We start from the raw sequence: 19,859 nt of genomic DNA on the forward strand, positions 1-19,859 counted from the left end.
TGGCTGCAACCAAGGGGAGAGAAATGTCCGCCAAGCGATTCGGCCGCCTGCAGAAGGCCACGGCGATCCTGCCGCTCGCCCTGCTCTCGGCCGCCTGGACCGCCAGCCTCGCCGGCATCGGCCCGACCACCGTCTCGGCCACGACGTCCCAGGAGGGCGAGTCGCTGCCCGACGGGACCAGCGTCCCGACCGACGCGATCGAGGCCCCCGCCTCCGTGACGGCCGGCAGCGGCCTCGGCGGCGCGGTCGACGGCAACGCGGCGCAGATCATCGCCAGCTCCTCCACCAACGGCATCCCCTCGGCGGCCCTGGCCGCCTACATGCGCGCCGAGACCGTCATCAACTCCGCCGACAAGGCCTGCCGGCTGCCCTGGCAGCTGGTCGCCGCGATCGGCCGCGTGGAGTCCAACCACGGCCGCTACGGCGGCAACACGCTCACGGACGACGGCGTCGCGACCCCCGGCATCTTCGGCGTGGCCCTCGACGGCAAGAAGAACACGGCGGTCATCCGCGACACCGACGCCGGCCTCTACGACCAGGACCAGGCCTTCGACCGGGCCATCGGCCCCATGCAGTTCATCCCCTCGACCTGGTCGGTGGTCGGCGTGGACGCCGACGGCGACGGCCAGCGCAACCCCCAGGACATCGACGACGCCGCCCTGGCCTCGGCCGTCTACCTCTGCTCGGGCAACGACGACCTCGGCACCCTCGGCGGCCAGCGGGCCTCGGTCTACCGCTACAACCACTCGACGGCGTACGTCGACCTGGTGCTGTCGATCATGGACGCCTACCTGTCCGGCGACTACACCTCGGTCCCCAACTCCACCTCCTCGGCCGGCCACATCGTCCCCGACCCCGGCTACTCCGGCGGCGGCGGCAGCTCCGGCGGCGGGCAGGGCGGCAAGCTGGACAACGGCGGCGGCAACTCCGGCGGCACGACGCCGAACAACCCGACCCCGAGCGAGCCGGCCGCGCCCGAGCCCACGGACAACGGCGGCGGCGGTGGCAACGGCGGCGGCGGCGGCGGTGGCAACGGCGGCGGCGGCCTCCCGACGCAGGTGCCGAGCCCCTCACTGCCCTCGGTGACCCTCCCGCCGCTGCCCTCGACCTCAGTGCCGCCCGTGGACCAGGTCCTGACCTACACGCAGGCGGTGCTGCAGTGCACCCTCGACGGTCTCAACCAGGCGCTCAACCCCGAGGCGTTCAAACAGTGCGTGAAGGACTACACCACCTGACCCGGCCCCGGCCCTGAACGCGGGGACGCGTCGATCCAGAAGCGCAGCTTGCGGCCGCGGGTGTCCTCGTAGACGCCCCCGTTGACCTCGATGGTGCGGCGCGAGGCCTCGTTGTCGTCGTCGCACGTGACCAGGACCCGGTCCAGACCCAGCTCGCCCGCCCGCCGTACGGCGAGTGCCAGCGCACGTGAGGCGTGACCCTCGCGCCGCCGCGACGGCCGCACCGAGTAGCCGATGTGCCCGCCCTGCTCGAGCAGCCAGTCGTTGAGCCGGTGCCTCAGCGCCAGGAAGCCGACGAGGGTCTCCGGGTCGCCGTCGGTGATCCAGTAGTAGTCGCTCGGCACCAGCCCCCCGGGCAGGGGCTCGACCGGCTCGGCGGCCTGGCGCAGCCAGTCCACCACCGCCTGGCACCCGCTCTCGCGCAGGTCGCGCCAGCCGCCCGGGAAGTGCCAGTCGCCCGAGCCGTGCATCGTCTCGGCCCCGAACTCGCGCACGGTCTCCGCCCAGCTCGCGCACAGGCGGACGTCGGGGACGATGAGAGCCGTCATGGGCCCATCGTAGAAGTGGAACGTGTTCTAGACTCCGCCGGTGACCGGATACGTGAGGGACGACCTGGAGCCGGCCGAGATCGAGCGTCAGCGCCGGCTCTACGAGCCGTTCACGCAGAGCGTGCGCGAGCTCCTCGACGCCGCGATCCGGACCACCGTCGACGACGACGAGATCCGCCGCGCCCAGGCCGACATCGAGGCGGTGGTCGCCCGGCTCCGCACCAGCCAGCTCGACGGACCGTACGGCGTGCGGTTCGGCGCCGAGGGCCGCGGGCGCCCCTGGGGCAACACGGTCGTGGGCGTGCGCAATGCGGCCGCGCCGCCGCTGCTGATCGACCACGACGACGAGGGCAGAGCCTGGTCCGACTTCCACCTCGGCGCCGCCTACGAGGGTCCTCCCGGACTGGTGCACGGGGGCGTCTCGGCGATGGTCCTGGACCAGATGCTCGGCGAGGCCGCCGGCGCCGGCGGCAAGCCGGGCATGACCGCCACCCTCACCCTGAGCTACCGCCGCGCCACCCCGCTGGGCGACCTGCGCGCGGAGTCCTGGATCGAGCGCAGCGAGGGCCACAAGACCTGGGCCAAGGGCCATCTGCTCGGCCCCGAGGGCGTCACCGTCGAGGCCGAGGGCCTCTTCGTCCTCCCCCGCTGGGCCCGCGAGGCGATCGCCAGGCAGGACCCCGACCGGCCCACCCCGCAGTACTTCGAGTAGCCGTGCCCGGTGGCGTCAGACCCGGTCGCCGGTCTTGACCCCACGCTCGCCGGAGTCGCTGAGTCGCGACTCCTCGAGGGCCTGCTGCTCGAGCTCGTGGCGGCGGCTGTCGTCCAGCAGCTCGCGCGCGGCGTCGTAGGCACCCGGGGCGGAGACCAGGTCGGTGGCGCCGTGGCGGAGCCGGCCGAGCGCCGCGCGGGCGAAGATCTGCTGCTCGGTGGTGGTGCGTTCCGAGCGGCCCCGGCCCAGGAACGACACGAACCAGTGCAGGACGGCCGTGACGCGGTTCTTGAACCCGGTGATGTAGACGAGGTGCACGGCGAGCCACATGAGCCAGGCCAGGATGCCGGTGAGCCGGAGCTTGCCGACCATCGCGACGGCACGGAAGCGGCTGATGATCGCCATGGAGCCCTTGTCGCGGTACTTGAACGGCGGCTGCGCCGGCTTGCCCTTGAGCCGGCCGTCGATCTCCTTGGCGGCGTACTTCGCGCCCTGGATCGCCACCTGGGCGACGCCGGGGAGGTTGTCGAGCGAGATCATGTCGCCCACGACGAAGACCTCCGGGTGCCCCGGAAGCGTCAGGTCGGGGTTGACCCCGATGCGCCCGGCGCGGTCGAGCGGGGCCCCGCTCTGCTCGGCGAGGGTCCTGCCGAGGGGGCTGGCCTGGACGCCGGCGGCCCAGATCTTGGTGACGGTGTTGATGCGCTCGACGCGCCCGTCCTTGTACTTGACCTCCAGCCCGCGCTCGTCGACGTCGGTGACCATGGCTCCGAGCTGCACCTCGACGCCGAGCTTCTCGAGCTCGCGGGAGGTCCAGGCCCCCAGCTTGGCGCCGAACGGCGGCAGCACCTGCGGCGCCGCGTCCAGGAGTACCACCCGGGCGGTGCGGGTGTTGATGGCGCGGAAGTCGCGCTTGAGCGTGCGGTGGGCCAGCTCGGCGATCTGACCGGCCATCTCGACGCCCGTAGGGCCCGCGCCGACCACCACGAACGTCAGCAGGTGGTCGACGTTGTCGCCGCGCTTGGCACCCAGCTCGGCCATCTCGAACGCGCCGAAGATCCGCCCGCGCAGCTCGAGGGCGTCGTCGATGCTCTTCATGCCGGGGGCGTACTCGGCGAACTGGTCGTTGCCGAAGTAGGACTGGCCGGCGCCGGCGGCGACGATCAGCGAGTCGTAGGGCAGCGTGATGTCGCGGCCCAGGACCTGCGAGGTGACCTCCTGGCGCTCGAGGTCGATGGCGGTGACCTCCCCGAGGAGGACCTGGACGTTCTGCTGCCCGCTCAGCACCTCACGCGTCGGGGGCGCGATCTCCCCTTGGGACAGGATTCCGGTGGCGACCTGGTACAGCAGCGGCTGGAACAGGTGGTGGGAGGTCTTGGCCACCATCGTGATGTCCACGTCGGCCCGGCGCAGCGCCTTGGTGCCGAACAGCCCACCGAACCCCGAGCCGACGACCACGACCCGGTGTCGCTGGGGCGTGCTGCCCTGCGTCGTTGTGGTCTCCATCTGGCCCATCCCCTTCGCTCGCTTCTCTGCCACCATTGTCCTGCGGTCCGGTCGGTGGTGACGAATCCCGAGGCGATCCGACACCTCCCCCCGACACCTCCAGTGTGCTCGCCCGCCGGCGACGGCTCCGCTAGACCACCTGTGCCCGTTAGCGAATTTTTCAACGACACAGGTTTGGTGCCGACTTCCCCGGGGTAGACCTGCCCACAATGGCCCGAGCTTGCCCTGAACCCCGTCGGAGATAACACGTGCCGTTGAACCGGCCTGCCCTGTCCTTGGGCAGTGGACCCCGAGGTGTGCAAGACGCGCGCCGCTGGGTGGTCGCGACCTGCGTGGACATCGACCGCGCCGACCTGGTCGAGTGCGCCGAGCTGGGCGTGTCCGAGCTCGTCACCAACGCGTTGCTCCATGGCGCCCCCCCGATCCAGGTGCGCGTGCGCGGCACCTGGGAGCACCCGCGGGTGGAGGTGCGCGACGGCTCGACCACGCCTCCGCTGCTGCCGTCGGTCACGGAGCCCACCGACGAGGACGACCTGCTGCTGACCTTCGGCCGCGGCCTGAGCATCGTGGCGCGCAGCGCGGACGCCTGGGGTGCGGAGATCGAGGAGGACGGCAAGATCGTCTGGTTCAACCCGGCGCCGGTCTTCTCCGAGGACGACGGGGTCGAGGGCGTCATCACCGGCATCGCCCGCGAGGACCGCTCGCTGTCGGACTCCCCCGACATGATCGAGTTCGAGATCCGCGACGTCCCGCTCAAGGCGTACGTCGCCTTCCACCGGCACTACCGAGAGCTGCGCCGCGAGGTGCGGCTGCTGGCCCTGGCCCACGAGGCCGACTACCCGCTCGCCAAGAGCCTCTCCGACCTGTTCGGCTCCCTCGAGCAGCCCCTCCACGACGGGATGGGGGCCGGCCAGATCGAGGCCGCCCTCGAGGCCGGCAGCACCACGACCGACGTCCACGTGATCATGGAGCGCTCCTCGGCCAAGCTGATCGGCCGGTTCATGGAGCTGCTCGACCTGGCCGACGCGTTCTGCCGCGAGGAGCGGCTGCTCTCCCTGGCCCGCACCGAGGAGCAGCAGCAGTTCCAGGAGTGGTTCCTCGGCGAGTTCGTCCGGCAGGCCAACGGCGAGGAGCCGCTGCCGTGGCGCGGGTCGAGCGACCCGTCGGTGCGCCAGACCTCGCTGTCCTGAGCCTCCGAGAGGCTCGCGGGCCGGGTCAGGCGTAGCCGAGCTCGTGCAGGCGGTCGTCGTCGATCCCGAAGTGGTGGGCGACCTCGTGGACGACGGTGATCCGCACCTCCTCGACCAGCTCGGCCTCGTCGGCGCACATGTCGAGCAGGGGGCCGCGGAAGACGAAGATCCGGTCGGGCAGCTCCCCACCCGGCATCCACTCGCGCTCGGTGAGGGCGACCCCGTCGTAGAGCCCCAGCAGGTCGTCGGGCTCGCCCTCGGGCGGCTCGTCCTCGACGAGCACCACGACGTTGCGCACCAGTGAGGCCAGCTCGTCGGGGATGCCGTCCAAGGCCTGGTCGACGAGCTCGTCGAACCGCTCCGGCTCCATCTCGATCGGCACGCCGCCATTGTGCCCGAAGCCGTGCGCGAGCCCGGCGAGCGGTGCGGTGCCCCAGGACGCACAGACGCCCCGGACCGTGATGGTCCGGGGCGTCTCTCTGCGACCCCGACGGGACTCGAACCCGCGGCCTCCGCCGTGACAGGGCGGCGCGCTAACCAACTGCGCTACGGGGCCAGGTGTGGTGCTTTGGTGCTGCTCGCTGCGGCTCGGCCGAAGCGCTGGAACTCTAACCCATCGACGCGAGCAGGTCCCAATCCGGGACCCGCGCCGCACCCCCAACGGGATTCGAACCCGTGCTACCGCCGTGAAAGGGCGACGTCCTAGGCCGCTAGACGATGGGGGCCTTGCTGCCGGGCCAGCATAGGGCCGCGCACGATCGGCCTCCAAAGTGCCACCCCGGGGTGGCCCGGAGCAGGCCCGGACCGTCTCGTGGTCTCGCTTTCGCCCCCGCCCGGGGCCTCCTGTAGGGTTTCGGTCGCTTGGCCAGGTAGCTCAGTTGGTACGAGCGTCCGCCTGAAAAGTGGAAGGTCGGCGGTTCGACCCCGCCCCTGGCCACCGGCACCCGAACGCCCCCGTCGCACCGCGGCGGGGGCGTTCGGCGCTCAGAGGCGCTCGAGGATCGTCACGTTGGCCTGGCCGCCGCCCTCGCACATCACCTGCAGGCCGTAGCGGCCGCCGGTGCGCTCGAGTTCGTGGAGCAGCGTGGTCATCAGCCGGGTGCCGGTGGCCCCGATCGGATGGCCGAGGGCGATGCCGCCGCCGTTGACGTTGGTCTTCGCCAGATCCCCACCGGTCTCCTTCGCCCAGGCGAGCACGACGGAGGCGAAGGCCTCGTTGACCTCGAACAGGTCGATGTCGTCGATGCTCATCCCGGTGCGCTCCAGGGCCCGTCGGGTCGCCGGGATCGGGCCGGTGAGCATCCAGACCGGGTCGTCGGCGAGCACGCTGAGGTGGTGGATGCGGGCGCGCGGGGTGAGCCCGTGGTCGGCGAGCGCGCGCTCGGAGGCGACCAGCATGGCGCTGGCGGCGTCGCTGATCTGCGAGGCGACGGCCGCCGTGATCCGGCCACCCTCGGCGAGCGGCTTCAGGCCGGCCATCCGCTCGCGGGTGGTGTCGCGGCGTGGCCCCTCGTCGGCCTCGAGCCCCGCCAGCGGCTCGATCTCGCGGGCGAAGCGCCCCTCGTCGGTGGCCCGGATCGCCCGCTGGTGGCTCTCGTAGGCGAAGGCCTCCATGTCGTCGCGGGAGATGTCCCACCTCTCCGCGATCATCTCGGCGGAGCGGAACTGCGACACCTCCTGGTCACCGTAGCGGGCCTGCCAGCCCGGCGACTCCGCGAACGGCGTCGTGAACCCGAGCTCCCGACCGACCACCATGGCCGAGGAGATCGGGATCGCCGACATGTTCTGGACCCCGCCGGCCACGATCAGGTCGGCGGTCCCCGACATCACGCCCTGGGCCGCGAAGTGGACGGCCTGCTGGCTGGAGCCGCACTGCCGGTCGATGGTCACCCCCGGCACGTGCTCGGGCAGCCCGGCGACCAGCCAGGCGGTCCGCGCGACGTCGCCGGCCTGGGAGCCGATCGTGTCGCAGCAGCCGAGGATGACGTCGTCGACGGCGCCGGGGTCGACGCCGCTGCGGCGCATGAGCGCGGCCAGCGCGTGCCCGCCGAGGTCGGCGGAGTGGACGCCCGCGAGCGCGCCGCCCCGGCGGCCGACGGGCGTGCGGACGGCGTCGACGATGTAGGCCTCAGGCACGGGGTCCTCCAGGGACGAGGGAGCTGCTCACGGGTGCTGGCTGCTGACCGACACGACCTCGCCGGTGAGGTACGACGAGTACCCGCTGGCGAGGAAGACCATGACGTTGGCGATCTCCCACGGCTCGGCGGCGCGACCGAACGCCTCACGGCCCTGGAGCTCGGCGAGGAGCTCGTCGCTGGTGACCTTGGCGAGGAACGGGTGCATCGCCAGGCTCGGGGAGACGGCGTTGACCCGGATGCCGTGCTCGGCCAGGTCCATCGCGGCACTGCGGGTCAGGGCCATGACGCCGGCCTTGGCGGCGGCGTAGTGGGCCTGACCCTCCTGGGCGCGCCAGCCGACGACGGAGGCGTTGTTGACGATCACGCCCTTCGTGCCTCGCTCGACCATGCGTCGCCCCGCGGCGCGCACACACCGGAAGGTGCCGGTCAGCGTGACGTCCAGGACCAGCGACCACTGCTCGTCGGTCATCTCGAGGAGCGAGGCGGTGCCGCCCAGGCCGGCGTTGTTGACCATCACCTCGACGCCGCCGAACGGCTCGGCCGCGTCGAGCAGCGCCTGCACGTCGTCCTCCCGGGTCACGTCGCACACGACCGAGACCACGCGGTCGGTGCCGAACTCCGCACCCAGGGCCGCGCTCGCCTCAGCCAGGCGGCGCTCGTGGGTGTCGCCGATCACGAGCCCCGCGGCGCCCTCCTCGAGGACCTTGCGGGCGACCGCGGCGCCGATCCCCGCGCCGGCGGCCGCGGTGACGACCACGGTGCGGCCGGCCAGCAGCCCGTGGCCCGGCACGTAGTCGGGCGCGCTCTGTCCGGGTCGGGCCGAGGTCATCCGCGAGGCTCCTTCGGTAGGCCGAGCACCCGCTCGGCGATGATGTTGCGCTGGATCTCGTCGGAGCCGCCGTAGATCGTGTCGGCCCGGCTGAACAGGAACAGCGTCTGCAGGTCCCCCAGACCGTACGGCGCCTCGACGGTGAGTGCCTCCGCGCCGAGGACGTCCATGGCGAGCTCGCCCAGGTCGCGGTGCCACCGGGCCCAGAGCAGCTTGGAGACCGACGCCTCCGGGCCCTGCGAGCCGGCGTCGTACGCGCTCAGCGTGCGCAGCGCGTGGGTGCGCATCACCTCGAGCCCGAGGCGGGCGCGCGCGATGCGGTCGGCGATGACCGGGTCGTCGAAGGCGCCGGTGCGCCGGGCCTCGGCGACCACCCGGTCGAGCTCGCGGCCGAAGCGGACCTGCTGGCCGACCGTGGAGACGCCGCGCTCGTAGCCGAGCGTCGCCATGGCAACACTCCAGCCCTCGCCCGGCTCCCCCACGACCAGCCCCGCCTCGGTCTCGGCACCGTCGAAGAAGACCTCGTTGAACTCCGAGGTCCCGGTCAGCTGCAGGATCGGGCGCACCTCGACCCCGGGCTGGTCCATCGGCACCAGGAGGTAGGAGAGGCCGCCGTGGCGCTGGGAGCCGGCCTCGGTGCGGGCCACGACGAAGCACCAGTCGGCGACGTGGGCCAGGGAGGTCCAGACCTTCTGCCCGTCCAGCACCCAGCGCTCGCCCTCGAGCCGCGCCCTGGTCCGTACGCCGGCGAGGTCGGAGCCGGCGCCGGGCTCGGAGTAGCCCTGGCACCACAGCTCGGTCACGTTCACGATGCCGGGCAGGAAGCGGGCGCGCTGCTCGTCGGTGCCGAGCGCGATGAGCGTGGGACCGAGCAGCTCCTCGCCCAGGTGGTTGACGGTCGCCGGCGCGTCGGCCCGCGCGTACTCCTCGTGGAAGATCACCTGCTGGAAGAGGCTGAGCCCCCGACCGCCGTACTGCTCCGGCCAGCCCAGGCAGGTCCACCCCCCGGCCGCGAGGTGCCGGTTCCAGGCGAGCCGCTCCTCGTGGGCCTCGTGCTCGCGCCCCGACCCGCCCCGCCCCTTGAGCGCGGCGTACTCCCCGACCAGGTTCTCCGCCAGCCAGGTCCGGACCTCCTCGCGGAACGCCTCGTCGGCGGCGGAGTGGGTCAGGTCCATGCCTCGCACCGTACCAAACCAAGCACTTGTTTGGTACGGTGCGCAACATGACCCACCCGGCCCCCGTGGAGCTCACCGAGGCCGAGGAGGCGTTCCGCGTCGAGGCGCGCGCGTGGCTGGCCGAGCACCGCCCCGGGCGGCTGCCGTCGATGGACACCCCGGACGGCGCAGCCGCGCACCGGGCCTGGGAGCGGACCCTCGCGGAGGCCCGCTGGTCGGTCGTGGCCTGGCCCGAGGAGTACGGCGGCCGCGACGCGTCGCTGACGGAGTGGGTGCTCTTCGAGGAGGAGTACTACCGCAGCGGCGCCCCGACCCGGATCGCCCAGAACGGCATCACGCTGCTCTCGCCCCTCCTCTTCAGCCACGGCACCCCCGAGCAGCAGGCCCGCTACCTGCCGCCGATGACCGACGGCACCGAGGTCTGGGCCCAGGCGTGGTCCGAGCCCGAGGCCGGCAGCGACCTCGCCGGCATCCGCAGCCGGGCCGAGCGCGACGACGAGCGCGGCGGCTGGGTGCTGACCGGGCAGAAGACCTGGAGCTCGCGCGCGCCGTTCGCGGACCGCGGCTTCGGGCTGTTCCGCAGCGACCCGGACGCCGAGCGGCATCGCGGCCTGACCTACTTCCTGTTCCCGCTGGACGCCGAGGGCGTGACCGTGCGGCCGATCGCCCAGCTCGACGGCGACTCCGGCTTCGCGGAGATCTTCTTCACCGACGTCTTCGTGCCCGACTCCGACGTGCTCGGCGGGGTGGGCGACGGCTGGCGGGTGGCCATGAGCACGGCGGGCAACGAGCGCGGGCTCTCGCTGCGCGCGCCCGGACGGTTCCTGGCGGCGGCCGACCGGCTGCTGGGGCTGTGGGGCGAGCGGGGCGCGGACGCCCCCCACCTGCGCGACCGCGTGGTCGACGCCTGGATCGGTGCCCAGGCCTACCGGCTCTACACCTGGGCCACGGTCGACCGGCTGCAGGACGGCGGCGACCTCGGCGCCGACGGCAGCGTCAACAAGCTCTTCTGGTCCGAGCTCGACGTCGACCTGCACGAGACCGCGCTCGAGCTGCTGGGCCCCGACCAGGAGCTGCGCGGCGACGGAGCCAGCGGCGCGTGGGCCGACGACTACCTGTTCTCCCTGGGCGGGCCGATCTACGCCGGCACCAACCAGATCCAGCGCAACATCGTCGCGGAGCGCCTGCTCGGGCTGCCGCGTGGCGATCGGAGGGCCGGCGCATGAGGTTCGGGCTCTCCGGGGAGCAGCGGGCGTTCGGCGAGGCCGTCGAGTCCCTGCTCTCCGCGGCCGACGTCACCGCCGCACGGCGCTCCTGGGCGGCCGGCGACCCCGCGGCCGGCCAGGCCCTGTGGGGCCGGCTCGCCGAGCTCGGCGTGGCCGCCCTCGGCGTCCCCGAGGAGCTCGGCGGCCTCGGCGGCACCCCGCTGGACCGGGTCGTCGCGCTCGACCGGATCGGCTACCACGGGGTCCCCGGCCCGGTGGTCGAGTCGCTCGCCGTCGCACCCGTGCTCCTGGCCGGCACCGCCGAGAGCGGCCTGCTCGAGCGGGTCGCCGGCGGCGAGGCCCGGGTCACGTTCGCGCTGCCGCCGCACACGCCGTACGCCCTCGACGCCGACAGCGCCACGCACGTCTTCCTGGCCGCCGCGGGCACCCTGTCGCGGGCGCGCGTGGCGCGCGAGCTGACCTCGGTCGACCCCGCCCGACGGCTGGCCGAGATCACCGCGACCGATGAGATCGGCGCCCTCGACGAGGCGACGGTCGCCCGCGCCCTGGACCATGCGGCGCTGGCCACCTCCGCCGTGCTCGTGGGGGCCGGGCAGCGACTGCTCGACGAGGCGGTGACCTACGTGGGGCAGCGCCGCCAGTTCGGCCGGGTCATCGGCGAGTACCAGGCGATCAAGCACCTCCTGGCCGACGTGCGGGTGGCCCTCGACTTCGCCCGCCCGCTCCTCCACGGCGCCGCGCTCGAGCTCGGCGGGGGCAGCGCGGTGGCGTCGCGCGACGTGTCCGCCGCCAAGGTCGCGGCCTCGGACGCCGCCCACCTCGCCGCTCGTACGGCGCTGCAGGTGCACGGCGCCGTCGGCTACACCCTCGAGCTCGACCTCAGCCTGTGGCTGCTGCAGGTGCGCGCGCTCCTCGGGGTCTGGGGCACGCCGGGCTTCCACCGGGCCCGCGTCCTCGACCACCTGACGGGGGTGTGACCGTGCGCTTCGCCCTCACCCAGGAGCAGGAGGAGCTGGCCGCCGCCGTACGCGGGCTGGTCGAGCGGCGGGCCGGCACCCTGGATCTGCGCGCCGCCGCGGCCTCCGAGAGGGGCTACGACCAGGAGCTGTGGTCGACCCTCGCGAGCCAGATCGGCGTGGCCGCCCTCGCCGTGCCCGAGGAGTACGGCGGCGCCGGCTTCGGGCTGTTCGAGACCCACGTCGTGCTGGAGCAGCTCGGCGCCGCACTGACCCCGTCGCCCCTGCTCGGCTCGGGCGTCCTGGCCGCCCAGGCGGTCCTCGTCGCGGCCGGTCCCGACGACTGCGCCCGGCTGGTGCCCGGCCTGGCCGAGGGCACCACGATCGGCGCACTCGCCTGGGCCGACCCGGCCGGACGGTGGCGCACCGACGGCAGCGACGTCACTGCGACCGAGGACGGCGGCTGGACCCTCACCGGCACCGCCACCCTCGTGCTGGACGGCGCGCGCGCCGACCTGCTGCTGGCGGTGGCCGACACCGGCAGCGGCATGGGGCTGTTCGAGGTGGACCCCGCGGCCGTCGGGGTGACCCGCACGCCGACGCCGGCGCTGGACCTGACGCTCCAGCTCGCCGAGGTGCGCTTCGAGGAGGCACCGGCGACCGCACTGTCGACCGACGCCGGCGCCGCGCTCGAGCGGTTGCACGCGATCGCGGCGGTGGCCGTGACCGCGCTGCAGGTCGGCGGCGCGCAGGCCGCGCTCGACCGCACCGTCGCCCACCTCCAGGAGCGCGAGCAGTTCGGCCGGCCGCTCGGCTCGTTCCAGGCGCTCAAGCACCGCGTCGCCGACCTGCTGGTCGCCGTCGAGACGGCCCGCTCCATCTCCTGGGCGGGCGCCTGGGCGACCTCGCGTGACACCCCCGACCTGCTGCTGAAGGCATCCCTGGCGAAGGCCTGGTGCTCCGAGGCGTTCTCCACGGTCGCCGCCGAGGCCGTCCAGCTGCACGGCGGCATCGCGATCACCTGGGAGCACGACGCGCAGCTGTACCTCAAGCGCGCCCACGCCACCGCCCAGCTCTTCGGGGCCGCGCACGAGCACCGGGCGCGGATCCTTCAGGCCCTCTGACCTCGCCTCACCACGGGATCGCCCCGTCGTCGTCGAAGAAGCCGCCGCTGGGGCCGTCGTCGGGCAGCGTGGCGAGCCGGATCGGCGTCGCCGCGCCCTGCTCCGGGCTGCGGTGGCCACGGAAGCCGTTGAAGTCGGTCGCGACGAAGCCGGGGCAGGCGAGGTTGATCAGGACGTTGGTGTCCGCCAGCTCCTTGGCGTACTGCACCGTCACCGCGTTCAGCATGGTCTTGGACGGCGAGTAGGCCACGGCGATCGGCCCGGAGTCGCGCTCCGGGTCGCTCTGCCGGGTCAGGGAGCCGACCGTGCTGGACACGTTCACGACCCGCGGCGACGCCGAGCGCCGCAGCAGCGGCAGCAGCGCGTTCGTCACGCGGATGACGCCCAGCACGTTCGTCTCCAGCGCCTCACGGACCGTGGAGAGGTCGGCCGTGGTCGGGGTCTGGTCCATGCCGCCGGTGACGCCGGCGTTGTTGACGAGCACGTCGAGACGTCCCTCCTGCCGCTCGACCAGCCGCGCCGCGGCGGCCACGCTCTCGTCGTCGGTCACGTCGAGCGGGACGCCGAAGGCGTCGACACCCGAGGCCCGCAGCCTCGTCACGGCCTCCTCGCGTCGTCCCGCGTCGCGGGCGCCCACGACCACCCGGTAGCCGCGGGCGCCCAGTCCCGCGGCGATCTCGTAGCCGATTCCCTTGTTCGCGCCGGTCACCAGCGCGGTCGTCCTGCCCTGCGTCGTGTCTGTCATGCCTCGAGCCTGGCCCGCACGGCCTTTCGCTCCAACACCGATCGGGTGGGCGCCGATATCCTCAGGGTATGGATCCCGAGGACGCCGTCGCCGGCCTGGAGACCCGGGAGCTGCGGTACTACGTCGCGGTCGCCGAGGAGCTGCACTTCGGCCGCGCCGCGGAGCGGCTGGGCATGGCGCAGCCGCCGCTCTCGAGGGCGATCGGCCAGCTCGAGCGCCGGCTCGGGGTCACGCTGCTCGAGCGCACCAGCCGCCGGGTCGACCTGACCGAGGCCGGCGACGTGCTGCTCCACGAGGCCCGGGCCGCGCTCGATGCCGTCGCGGCCGCCGGCCGCCGGGCCCGGCGCGCCGCACGGGCGTCGACCGGCGCGCCCTCCGTGGTGCTCGTCGCCAAGGCGGGAGCGTCCAGCGAGCTGCTGGCCAAGCTCCTCGACGCGTACGCCGCCGAGCCGGGCGCCGCCACCGTCGACGTGCACCTGTGCGGCCCGGGCGAGCAGGAGCCGCTGCTGCGCGACGGGCGCGCGGACGTCGCCATCCTGCACCGGCCGTTCGACGCGACCGCCGGGCTCGACTCCGAGGACCTCCTGACCGAGGGCCAGGTGCTCGTCCTGCCCGCGGGCCACCCGCTCAGCCACCGCAGCGCCATCACCGAGGCCGAGGCCGGCTCGCTGCCCGGGCTGCCCCTGCCCCGGTGGCCACGCCGCGACGGCACCTTCCCCGAGGGCCCCGGCCCGCAGGTGCGCGACCACACGCAGCTGACCCAGCTCATCGCCCTCGGGCGGGCCTGCGCGATCGTGCCGGAGTCAGGGGTCGCCGGTCTGCGCGGCGACCTGGTCGCCGTACCGGTGACGGACGCCCCGCTGGTCACGACCGTGATCGCGTGGCCCGCGCACAGCCGCTCGCGCGGCGTGGCCGGTCTGGTGCGGGCTGCCGTGGGCCGCTAGGGCCTGAGCAGACCGCCGTGGAGCAGCGCGAGGTACTGGTCGGCCACCGACTCGTGCCGGAGTCGCCCGTCCGGGCGGTACCAGCGCACGGTCGCCCAGACCGCGTCGCGGACGAACCGGTAGACCAGCAGCGGCTCGAGGTCCTCGCGGAAGTCGCCGGAGCGCTGGCCCTCCTCGATGACGCCCAGCCAGATCCGGTTGACGCGGGCACTGGTCTCGCCGACGAAGCCGAGCTCCGGCAGGGTCGCGATCACGGCGGACTCGTTCTGGTAGAGCGCGACCGCGTCGGGGCTGGCGTGGATGGTCGCGAAGGCGCTCCGGATGAGCCCGTCCAGGCTCTCGCGCGGCCCGCCGCCGCGCTCGACACTCTCCTCGAAGCCGGCCAGGAGGGTCTGCATGAAGTCCTGGAGGATCTCCTGCAGCATCGCCTCCTTGGAGTCGAAGTGGTGGTAGAGACTGCCGGAGAGGATCCCCGCCTCGTCGGCGATGTCGCGCACGGTCGTCTGCGAGTAGCCCCGGGTCGCGAAGAGCCGCTCCGCGATGCCCAGGAGCTCGGCGCGGCGACTCGAGCCGGCGCCGTTGCCGGCACGGCGGCGAGGTCGCTCGGCGTCGCTCGGGCTCATCGACGACCCCTTCCGATCGGGTTACCGTAGGCTACCAAACAAGCACTTGGTCAGTGAGGAGGCCCCCGTGGCCGCACCGCACACCGTCCCGCGCCTCCTGGAGCAGGCGGCGACCCGCTTCGCGGACCGCCCCGCCATCATCGACGGCGACCGGTCGCTGACCTACGCCGGGCTCGCCGCCGAGGTCCTCCGGACCAGCCGGGGGCTGCGCGCGATCGGGGTGTCTCCGGGCGACCGGGTGGCGGTCTGGGCGCCCAACCGCACCGAGTTCGCCCTAGCCCTGCTGGGCGCGCAGTGCCTCGGTGCCTCGCTGGTGCCGCTCAACACGCGCTACCGCGGTCACGAGGCGCGGGCGGTCCTCGAGCGCTCCGGCGCCGGCGTGCTCGTGGTCGCCGACGGCTTCCTCGACACCCACTACACCCGCATGCTGCGCGAGTCGGCGCCGGCGGGCGGCGTACCCGGCGGGGGGCCGGTGGCGGGCCTGCCCCGGCTGCACACGGTCGTGGACCTGGAGGGCGGCGACGAGGCGGGGACGCTGGCGTGGGCAGACCTGCTGGCCCGGGGCCGAGAGGTGCCGGAGGCCGAGGTCACCGCGCTCGCCGAGCAGGTCACGCCCGACACCGTCTGCGACATCCTCTTCACCTCCGGCACGACGGGCCGACCCAAGGGCGTGATGAGCAGCCACCGGCAGACGATCGGGGTGGCGTCGGTCTGGGCGAGCGGCGCCGCGCTCACCGACGAGGACCGGTACGCCGTCATCAACCCGTTCTTCCACAGCTTCGGCTACAAGGCGGGGCTGATCGCGGCCTGCACCGCCGGCGCGGCGGTCTACCCGGTGCCGGTCTACACCCCCGAGAGCCTGATGGGGCTCATCGAGCGGGCGCGGATCACCGTCCTGCCGGGCGCACCGACGATCTTCCTCACGCTCATCAACCACCCGCGGCGCAGCGCCTTCGACCTGTCGTCGCTGCGCTTCGCGATCGCGGGCGCCGCCACCGTGCCGCCGAGCCTCTTCCAGCAGATGCGCGACGTCCTCGGCTTCGACACCGTCGCGCAGGCCTACGGCCTCACCGAGTGCGTCGTCGCCACCCAGTCCCGCCCCGGCGAGGACCCGCGCCACGTCGCCGAGACGACCGGCCCTGGGGTCGCCGGCATCGAGGTCCGCGTCGTCGACGCCCTGGGTCACGACGTCCCGGTCGGCGCGGACGGGGAGGTCCTGCTGCGCGGCGAGAACGTGATGCTGGGCTACTTCGAGGACCCCGTGGCCACGGACGAGGCGATCGACCCCGACGGCTGGCTGCACACCGGCGACGTGGGGCGCCTCGACGAGCACGGCTGCCTGAAGATCACCGACCGGATCAAGGACATGTTCACCGTCGGCGGCTTCAACGTGTACCCCGCGGAGGTCGAGCACGTGCTGAGCGGCCATCCCGACGTCGTCGAGGCCGCCGTCGTCGGCGTGCCCGACGAGCGCCTGGGCTTCGTGGGGCGGGCCTACGTCACCCTGCGTCCCGGCGCCGACCTCGACGAGGCCGCGCTCACGGCGTACTGCCGCGAGCGGCTGGCGAACTTCAAGGTCCCGCGCGAGGTGACGGTGCTGAGCGAGCTGCCGCGCAACGCCAGCGGCAAGGTGCTCAAGAAGGACCTCCGCTAGGCAGCTCGGTGCGGCGGGCCGACCACCGCGGGTCGTGGCGCACCAGGCCCGCGACCGCTCCACCGGCGACCACCAGCCCGGCGAGGGTGAGGTAGGGCGAGGCGACGGCCCAGCCCAGCAGCACCGGGTGGAAGCCGGTCAGGGCCAGACCGTCGCCGACGGCGCGCGCCTCGACCCGCTCGCCCTGCATCGGGGCCGGACCGCCGTAGCGGTCGCTCACGTCGCCCTCCCCTGACCCCCACGTCGCCGCACAGGTCCGCGCCTCCTCCGGTGGCGGGCCCACGCGGCAGCGGGCGTCGTGGGCCACCACCGCGGTCACCGGGCGGTCCTCGACCCATCCCTCGGCCGACCCGTGCATGAAGACCCAGACCGGCGTGCCGAGCAGCACCGCGGCGCACGCCGCGACGAGCGCCACCACCAGCGCGCGCATCAGGCCGGGCCGCCGGCTGGGTCGCAGGTTGAGCGGAAGGTCGAACGCGTCGGCCACCGGCTACCCGGCCTCGCGCTCGCGGGTGACCTCGAGCCGGCGTACGCCGCCGAGCCCGCGGCGGTAGCGCACGTGCGCGGCATGCGTGTCGAGGGCGTCGTAGAGCGCCTGGTGCGCGGCCCAGGGCAGCGGCTCGTCACCCGTGCGCCAGCTGGCGCCGAAGGCGACCCACACCGGGACCCACTGCGCCGCGCAGTCCCAGGCACCCCGGCGTGCCTCGACCAGACGGCGGCGGAGCTGGAAGGCGGCCCGCGGCCCGTCCTCGTGGACCTGGGCGGTGGCCACCGGCCACACCCACAGGTCCAGGGCCATGAGGTCCAGCTCGAGCTCGCGCAGCGCCGCGGGATCGACCAGCACGGTCGCGACGTTCTCGTGGCCCGGGCGCCTCATGTCCGCAGACGCTAACCGACGCCACCCTCCCTGTCCCCGCCTCCGACCGCTGACCCGTCAGAAAGTTTCTGACGGGTCAGCGGTGAATCGCGTGAGTTGGTGACGGGTCGGTGGGCGCATCCGGGGGGAGGGGGGTGGGTACCGCGCTGGCGTCGAGCCCCGAAGTCGCCCAGGACGGAGAGCTGCGTGAAGCCGAGATGGACCAGCGGACCGGCCGGACTGACCCTGGTCAGGCACGGCCACAGCGTCGGCAACGAGGCCGACAGCGCCGCGCGTGAGGCCGGCGCGGAGGTGCTCGACCTGGACGCTCGCGACGCCGACGTGGAGCTCTCCCGCACGGGACAGGAGCAGGCCGACGCCGTCGGGCGGTGGCTCGACGAGCTCGGCGACGACGACCGCCCGACGGTGGTCGTCAGCTCGCCGTACCGGCGCGCCGCCGAGACCGCGCGGCGGGCCGTCGAGCGCCTGGGCGTCGACCTGGAGTACGACGAGCGGCTGCGCGAGCGGGACCTCGGGGTGCTCGACGGGCTCACCGGGACCGGGATCCGCAAGCGGCACCCGGAGGAGGCCGGGCGGCGCGACAAGCTCGGCAAGTTCTACTACCAGCCACCCAGCGGCGAGAGCTGGGCCGACGTGGTGCTGCGGGCGCGGAGCCTGCTGCAGGACCTGCGCCACGGCTACGACGACGCGCGGGTCTACCTGTTCACCCACCAGGCGGTGATCATGTCGTTCCGCTACGCGCTGGAGGGCCTCTCGGAGGAGGAGATCCTCGACATCGACCGCGAGGTGCAGATCCCCAACGCCTCGTTCACGACCTACCGGCGCGAGGGCGAGGGGCTCGAGCTCGTGACCTTCGCCGACACGGCGGCGGTCGACCGCACCGACGCCGACGTGACCGAGCAGGCGGACCGAGTGGGGGCGGGCGGCGCGGATGTCTGAGCCCACGGTCGTCACCCCCGCGGTGCTGCGGGACTGGGCGCTGCCCGCCGCCGGGGAGGGCAAGCAGGCCCGGGGGCGGGTCTGCGTGGTCGGCGGGACCAGCGCCACGCCCGGGGCCGTCCTGGTCGCCGGCGAGGCCAGCCTGCGCGCCGGCGGCGGCGTGCTCGCGCTCGCGACCGCCGCGGCCGCCGCCCCGGCGCTCGCCGTCGCGGTACCCGAGGCGTCGGTGGAGGGCGTGGCCGTCGACCAGGACGGCAACCTCGCCGAGTCCGCGGCCGACGTCCTCGCGCCCTGGGCGCAGGGAGCCGACGTGGTGCTGGTCGGCACGGGCTTCTCCGATCCCGAGGCCTCGGCGGCCCTGCTGCGCCGCCTCGCGCCCGAGCTGGCCGGGACGGTCGTGGTCGACGCGCTGGGCTCGGCGTTCCTCACCGCCCACCCCGACGGACTGCACCACCTCGAGGGCCGCGCCGTGCTCTGCGTGAACCCGACCGAGCTGGCCCGCACCGCGGGCGTCGAGGACGACGAGGCCGAGGGTGACCTGGCGGCGGTGGCGGCGGACGTGGCGCGACGCTGCCGCGTCGTCGTCCTGTGCGGAGCCGCCGAGAAGCACGTGGTCACCCCCGAGGGGGACTCCTGGCTCGTGCAGGGCGGCGGTCCCGGGCTGGGCGTCTCCGGGTCCGGCGACGTGCAGGCCGGGATCGTGGCCGGCCTGATCGCGCGCGGGGCCGAGCCCGCCCAGGCCGCGACCTGGGGCGCCTATCTGCACGCCCGCGCCGGCGAGCGCCTCGCCGCGGAGGTCGGCGTCGTGGGCTACCTCGCCCGCGAGCTGCCCGCGCAGGTGCCGCAGATCCTGGTCGAGCTGGGCTGACCGGGGGCTGACTGGCGGCTCAGTCCCCGCGCAGCCGGGCGTAGGCGTGCTGCAGGACGTCGGAGGTCGCCGTGACCGACAGGACCGCGGCCGCCGCCCGCGTCGCGCGCGGCGCCAGGGTGAGCCCCGCGACGTACCCGGTGGCGACCCAGACGCCCAGGCAGAAGGGGCAGGTCAGGAGCTCGCCGACGGTGTGGCGCACCCCGTGGCCGCGGGGCGCCTCGACGTGCTCACCCGACCCGGCAGCTTCCTCGAACCTCGTGAACGGCGCCCGCAGCGGACTGGCCACCGAGGAGCGCGACAGCAGCCGGGTGAGCTTGTGGGTGGCCAGCCCACCCACGGCCAGGTCGGAGAGGGCGTAGCGCTCCGGCGCCTCGTGACCGCCCGCCCTGGCCACGGCCACGAGCGACGCGACGGCGGTGCCGTAGGCGGTCAGGCTGCCGGCGAACCCCGTCAGGTGCACCTGGTCGTCGGGGTCGTACGCCGAGTCGCCGCGGTGGAGTGCGGTGACGCCGTCAAGGAGGTCGGACAGAAGGGTCATGACGAGTGGTACCCCACTCGTGGCGCCGT

General features: G+C 73.9%; 21 protein-coding genes and 3 tRNA genes. 11 read left to right on the top strand and 13 right to left on the bottom strand.

Annotated elements, in window-relative coordinates; genetic code table 11:
* Positions 1-23: 23 nt before the first annotated feature.
* Positions 24-1,235, top strand: coding sequence for a lytic transglycosylase domain-containing protein (locus tag LQ940_RS21805; RefSeq protein ID WP_269214359.1), 1,212 nt, complete (start codon positions 24-26; stop codon positions 1,233-1,235).
* Here LQ940_RS21805 and LQ940_RS19395 read toward each other — a convergent pair.
* The gene (locus tag LQ940_RS19395; protein ID WP_231241633.1) at positions 1,223-1,783 is read right to left on the bottom strand and encodes a GNAT family N-acetyltransferase; all 561 of its coding nucleotides are present in this window, start codon (positions 1,781-1,783) and stop codon (positions 1,223-1,225) included. The two genes, LQ940_RS21805 and LQ940_RS19395, sit on opposite strands and share 13 nt — an antisense overlap.
* A gap of 40 nt (positions 1,784-1,823) precedes the next feature.
* On the opposite strand from LQ940_RS19395, the gene LQ940_RS19400 reads away from it, so the two are divergent.
* Complete coding sequence (locus tag LQ940_RS19400) at positions 1,824-2,495, top strand: PaaI family thioesterase (protein WP_231241634.1); 672 nt, start codon at positions 1,824-1,826, stop codon at positions 2,493-2,495.
* Positions 2,496-2,510: 15 nt separating this feature from the next.
* Here LQ940_RS19400 and LQ940_RS19405 read toward each other — a convergent pair whose 3' ends face one another.
* A complete protein-coding gene (locus LQ940_RS19405) occupies positions 2,511-4,001 on the bottom strand; it encodes an NAD(P)/FAD-dependent oxidoreductase (protein ID WP_231241635.1) in 1,491 nt (496 codons plus the stop codon).
* A gap of 296 nt (positions 4,002-4,297) precedes the next feature.
* Here LQ940_RS19405 and LQ940_RS19410 point away from each other — a divergent pair, with 296 nt between their 5' ends.
* Positions 4,298-5,191: an ATP-binding protein gene (locus tag LQ940_RS19410; protein WP_231241636.1), complete on the top strand. Its 894-nt coding sequence runs from the start codon at positions 4,298-4,300 to the stop codon at positions 5,189-5,191.
* Between the two features lie 25 nt (positions 5,192-5,216).
* Here LQ940_RS19410 and LQ940_RS19415 read toward each other — a convergent pair whose 3' ends face one another.
* The 3 genes from LQ940_RS19415 to LQ940_RS19425 all read right to left on the bottom strand — a co-directional run bounded on the left by LQ940_RS19415 (position 5,217) and on the right by LQ940_RS19425 (position 5,916).
* The gene (locus LQ940_RS19415; protein ID WP_231241637.1) at positions 5,217-5,573 is read right to left on the bottom strand and encodes a metallopeptidase family protein; all 357 of its coding nucleotides are present in this window, start codon (positions 5,571-5,573) and stop codon (positions 5,217-5,219) included.
* A 100-nt stretch (positions 5,574-5,673) separates the two neighbouring features.
* Positions 5,674-5,747: transfer RNA gene (locus LQ940_RS19420), tRNA-Asp, on the bottom strand.
* A 96-nt stretch (positions 5,748-5,843) separates the two neighbouring features.
* Positions 5,844-5,916 (bottom strand) — tRNA-Glu (locus tag LQ940_RS19425).
* Between the two features lie 138 nt (positions 5,917-6,054).
* On the opposite strand from LQ940_RS19425, the gene LQ940_RS19430 reads away from it, so the two are divergent.
* A tRNA-Phe gene (locus LQ940_RS19430) sits at positions 6,055-6,128 on the top strand.
* 47 nt (positions 6,129-6,175) lie between these two features.
* Here LQ940_RS19430 and LQ940_RS19435 read toward each other — a convergent pair.
* Genes LQ940_RS19435 through LQ940_RS19445 form a run of 3 tightly spaced genes read right to left on the bottom strand, consistent with a single transcriptional unit; the run spans position 6,176 to position 9,333 of the window.
* Entirely contained in the window at positions 6,176-7,327 is a 1,152-nt protein-coding gene (locus LQ940_RS19435) for an acetyl-CoA C-acetyltransferase (RefSeq protein ID WP_231241638.1), read from the bottom strand.
* 27 nt (positions 7,328-7,354) lie between these two features.
* On the bottom strand, positions 7,355-8,158 hold the full coding sequence (locus LQ940_RS19440) for an SDR family oxidoreductase (protein WP_231241639.1): 804 nt from the start codon (positions 8,156-8,158) through the stop codon (positions 7,355-7,357).
* Positions 8,155-9,333 carry an acyl-CoA dehydrogenase family protein gene (locus tag LQ940_RS19445; protein WP_231241640.1) on the bottom strand — a complete coding sequence of 393 codons (1,179 nt, stop codon included), beginning with the start codon at positions 9,331-9,333 and terminating at the stop codon, positions 8,155-8,157. Before LQ940_RS19445 ends, LQ940_RS19440 begins: the two co-directional genes overlap by 4 nt.
* 47 nt (positions 9,334-9,380) lie before the next feature.
* Here LQ940_RS19445 and LQ940_RS19450 point away from each other — a divergent pair, with 47 nt between their 5' ends.
* Genes LQ940_RS19450 through LQ940_RS19460 form a run of 3 tightly spaced genes read left to right on the top strand, consistent with a single transcriptional unit; the run spans position 9,381 to position 12,639 of the window.
* Positions 9,381-10,559, top strand: coding sequence for an acyl-CoA dehydrogenase family protein (locus LQ940_RS19450; RefSeq protein WP_231241641.1), 1,179 nt, complete (start codon positions 9,381-9,383; stop codon positions 10,557-10,559).
* Positions 10,556-11,536, top strand: a complete 981-nt coding sequence (locus LQ940_RS19455; protein WP_231241642.1) for an acyl-CoA dehydrogenase family protein — start codon at positions 10,556-10,558, stop codon at positions 11,534-11,536. The genes LQ940_RS19450 and LQ940_RS19455 overlap by 4 nt, the downstream gene beginning before the upstream one ends.
* Positions 11,537-11,538: 2 nt before the next feature.
* Positions 11,539-12,639 (top strand): acyl-CoA dehydrogenase family protein, encoded by a 1,101-nt coding sequence (locus tag LQ940_RS19460; protein WP_231241643.1) that lies wholly within the window; start codon positions 11,539-11,541, stop codon positions 12,637-12,639.
* A 7-nt stretch (positions 12,640-12,646) separates the two neighbouring features.
* On the opposite strand, the gene LQ940_RS19465 is transcribed toward LQ940_RS19460, so the two are convergent.
* The gene (locus tag LQ940_RS19465) at positions 12,647-13,384 is read right to left on the bottom strand and encodes an SDR family oxidoreductase (RefSeq protein ID WP_231241644.1); all 738 of its coding nucleotides are present in this window, start codon (positions 13,382-13,384) and stop codon (positions 12,647-12,649) included.
* Positions 13,385-13,452: 68 nt separating this feature from the next.
* On the opposite strand from LQ940_RS19465, the gene LQ940_RS21810 reads away from it, so the two are divergent.
* A complete protein-coding gene (locus LQ940_RS21810; protein ID WP_269214360.1) occupies positions 13,453-14,328 on the top strand; it encodes a LysR family transcriptional regulator in 876 nt (291 codons plus the stop codon).
* Here LQ940_RS21810 and LQ940_RS19480 read toward each other — a convergent pair.
* Positions 14,325-14,951: a TetR/AcrR family transcriptional regulator gene (locus LQ940_RS19480; protein ID WP_231241645.1), complete on the bottom strand. Its 627-nt coding sequence runs from the start codon at positions 14,949-14,951 to the stop codon at positions 14,325-14,327. The two genes, LQ940_RS21810 and LQ940_RS19480, sit on opposite strands and share 4 nt — an antisense overlap.
* 67 nt (positions 14,952-15,018) lie before the next feature.
* On the opposite strand from LQ940_RS19480, the gene LQ940_RS19485 reads away from it, so the two are divergent.
* The gene (locus LQ940_RS19485) at positions 15,019-16,605 is read left to right on the top strand and encodes an AMP-binding protein (RefSeq protein ID WP_231241646.1); all 1,587 of its coding nucleotides are present in this window, start codon (positions 15,019-15,021) and stop codon (positions 16,603-16,605) included.
* On the opposite strand, the gene LQ940_RS19490 is transcribed toward LQ940_RS19485, so the two are convergent.
* The gene (locus LQ940_RS19490) at positions 16,586-17,092 is read right to left on the bottom strand and encodes a hypothetical protein (RefSeq protein WP_231241647.1); all 507 of its coding nucleotides are present in this window, start codon (positions 17,090-17,092) and stop codon (positions 16,586-16,588) included. The two genes, LQ940_RS19485 and LQ940_RS19490, sit on opposite strands and share 20 nt — an antisense overlap.
* Before the next feature lie 3 nt (positions 17,093-17,095).
* On the bottom strand, positions 17,096-17,482 hold the full coding sequence (locus tag LQ940_RS19495; RefSeq protein WP_231241648.1) for a hypothetical protein: 387 nt from the start codon (positions 17,480-17,482) through the stop codon (positions 17,096-17,098).
* A gap of 186 nt (positions 17,483-17,668) precedes the next feature.
* Between LQ940_RS19495 and LQ940_RS19500 the strand changes: the two genes are divergently transcribed.
* Positions 17,669-18,421 (top strand): histidine phosphatase family protein, encoded by a 753-nt coding sequence (locus tag LQ940_RS19500; RefSeq protein WP_231241649.1) that lies wholly within the window; start codon positions 17,669-17,671, stop codon positions 18,419-18,421.
* The gene (locus tag LQ940_RS19505) at positions 18,414-19,289 is read left to right on the top strand and encodes an ADP-dependent NAD(P)H-hydrate dehydratase (RefSeq protein WP_231241650.1); all 876 of its coding nucleotides are present in this window, start codon (positions 18,414-18,416) and stop codon (positions 19,287-19,289) included. Before LQ940_RS19500 ends, LQ940_RS19505 begins: the two co-directional genes overlap by 8 nt.
* Before the next feature lie 19 nt (positions 19,290-19,308).
* Here LQ940_RS19505 and LQ940_RS19510 read toward each other — a convergent pair whose 3' ends face one another.
* The gene (locus tag LQ940_RS19510) at positions 19,309-19,830 is read right to left on the bottom strand and encodes a DUF1360 domain-containing protein (RefSeq protein ID WP_231241651.1); all 522 of its coding nucleotides are present in this window, start codon (positions 19,828-19,830) and stop codon (positions 19,309-19,311) included.
* Between the last annotated feature and the right edge of the window lie 29 nt (positions 19,831-19,859).

Origin of the sequence: Nocardioides sp. cx-173, assembly GCF_021117365.1 — a bacterium.
Taxonomy (GTDB): domain Bacteria; phylum Actinomycetota; class Actinomycetes; order Propionibacteriales; family Nocardioidaceae; genus Nocardioides.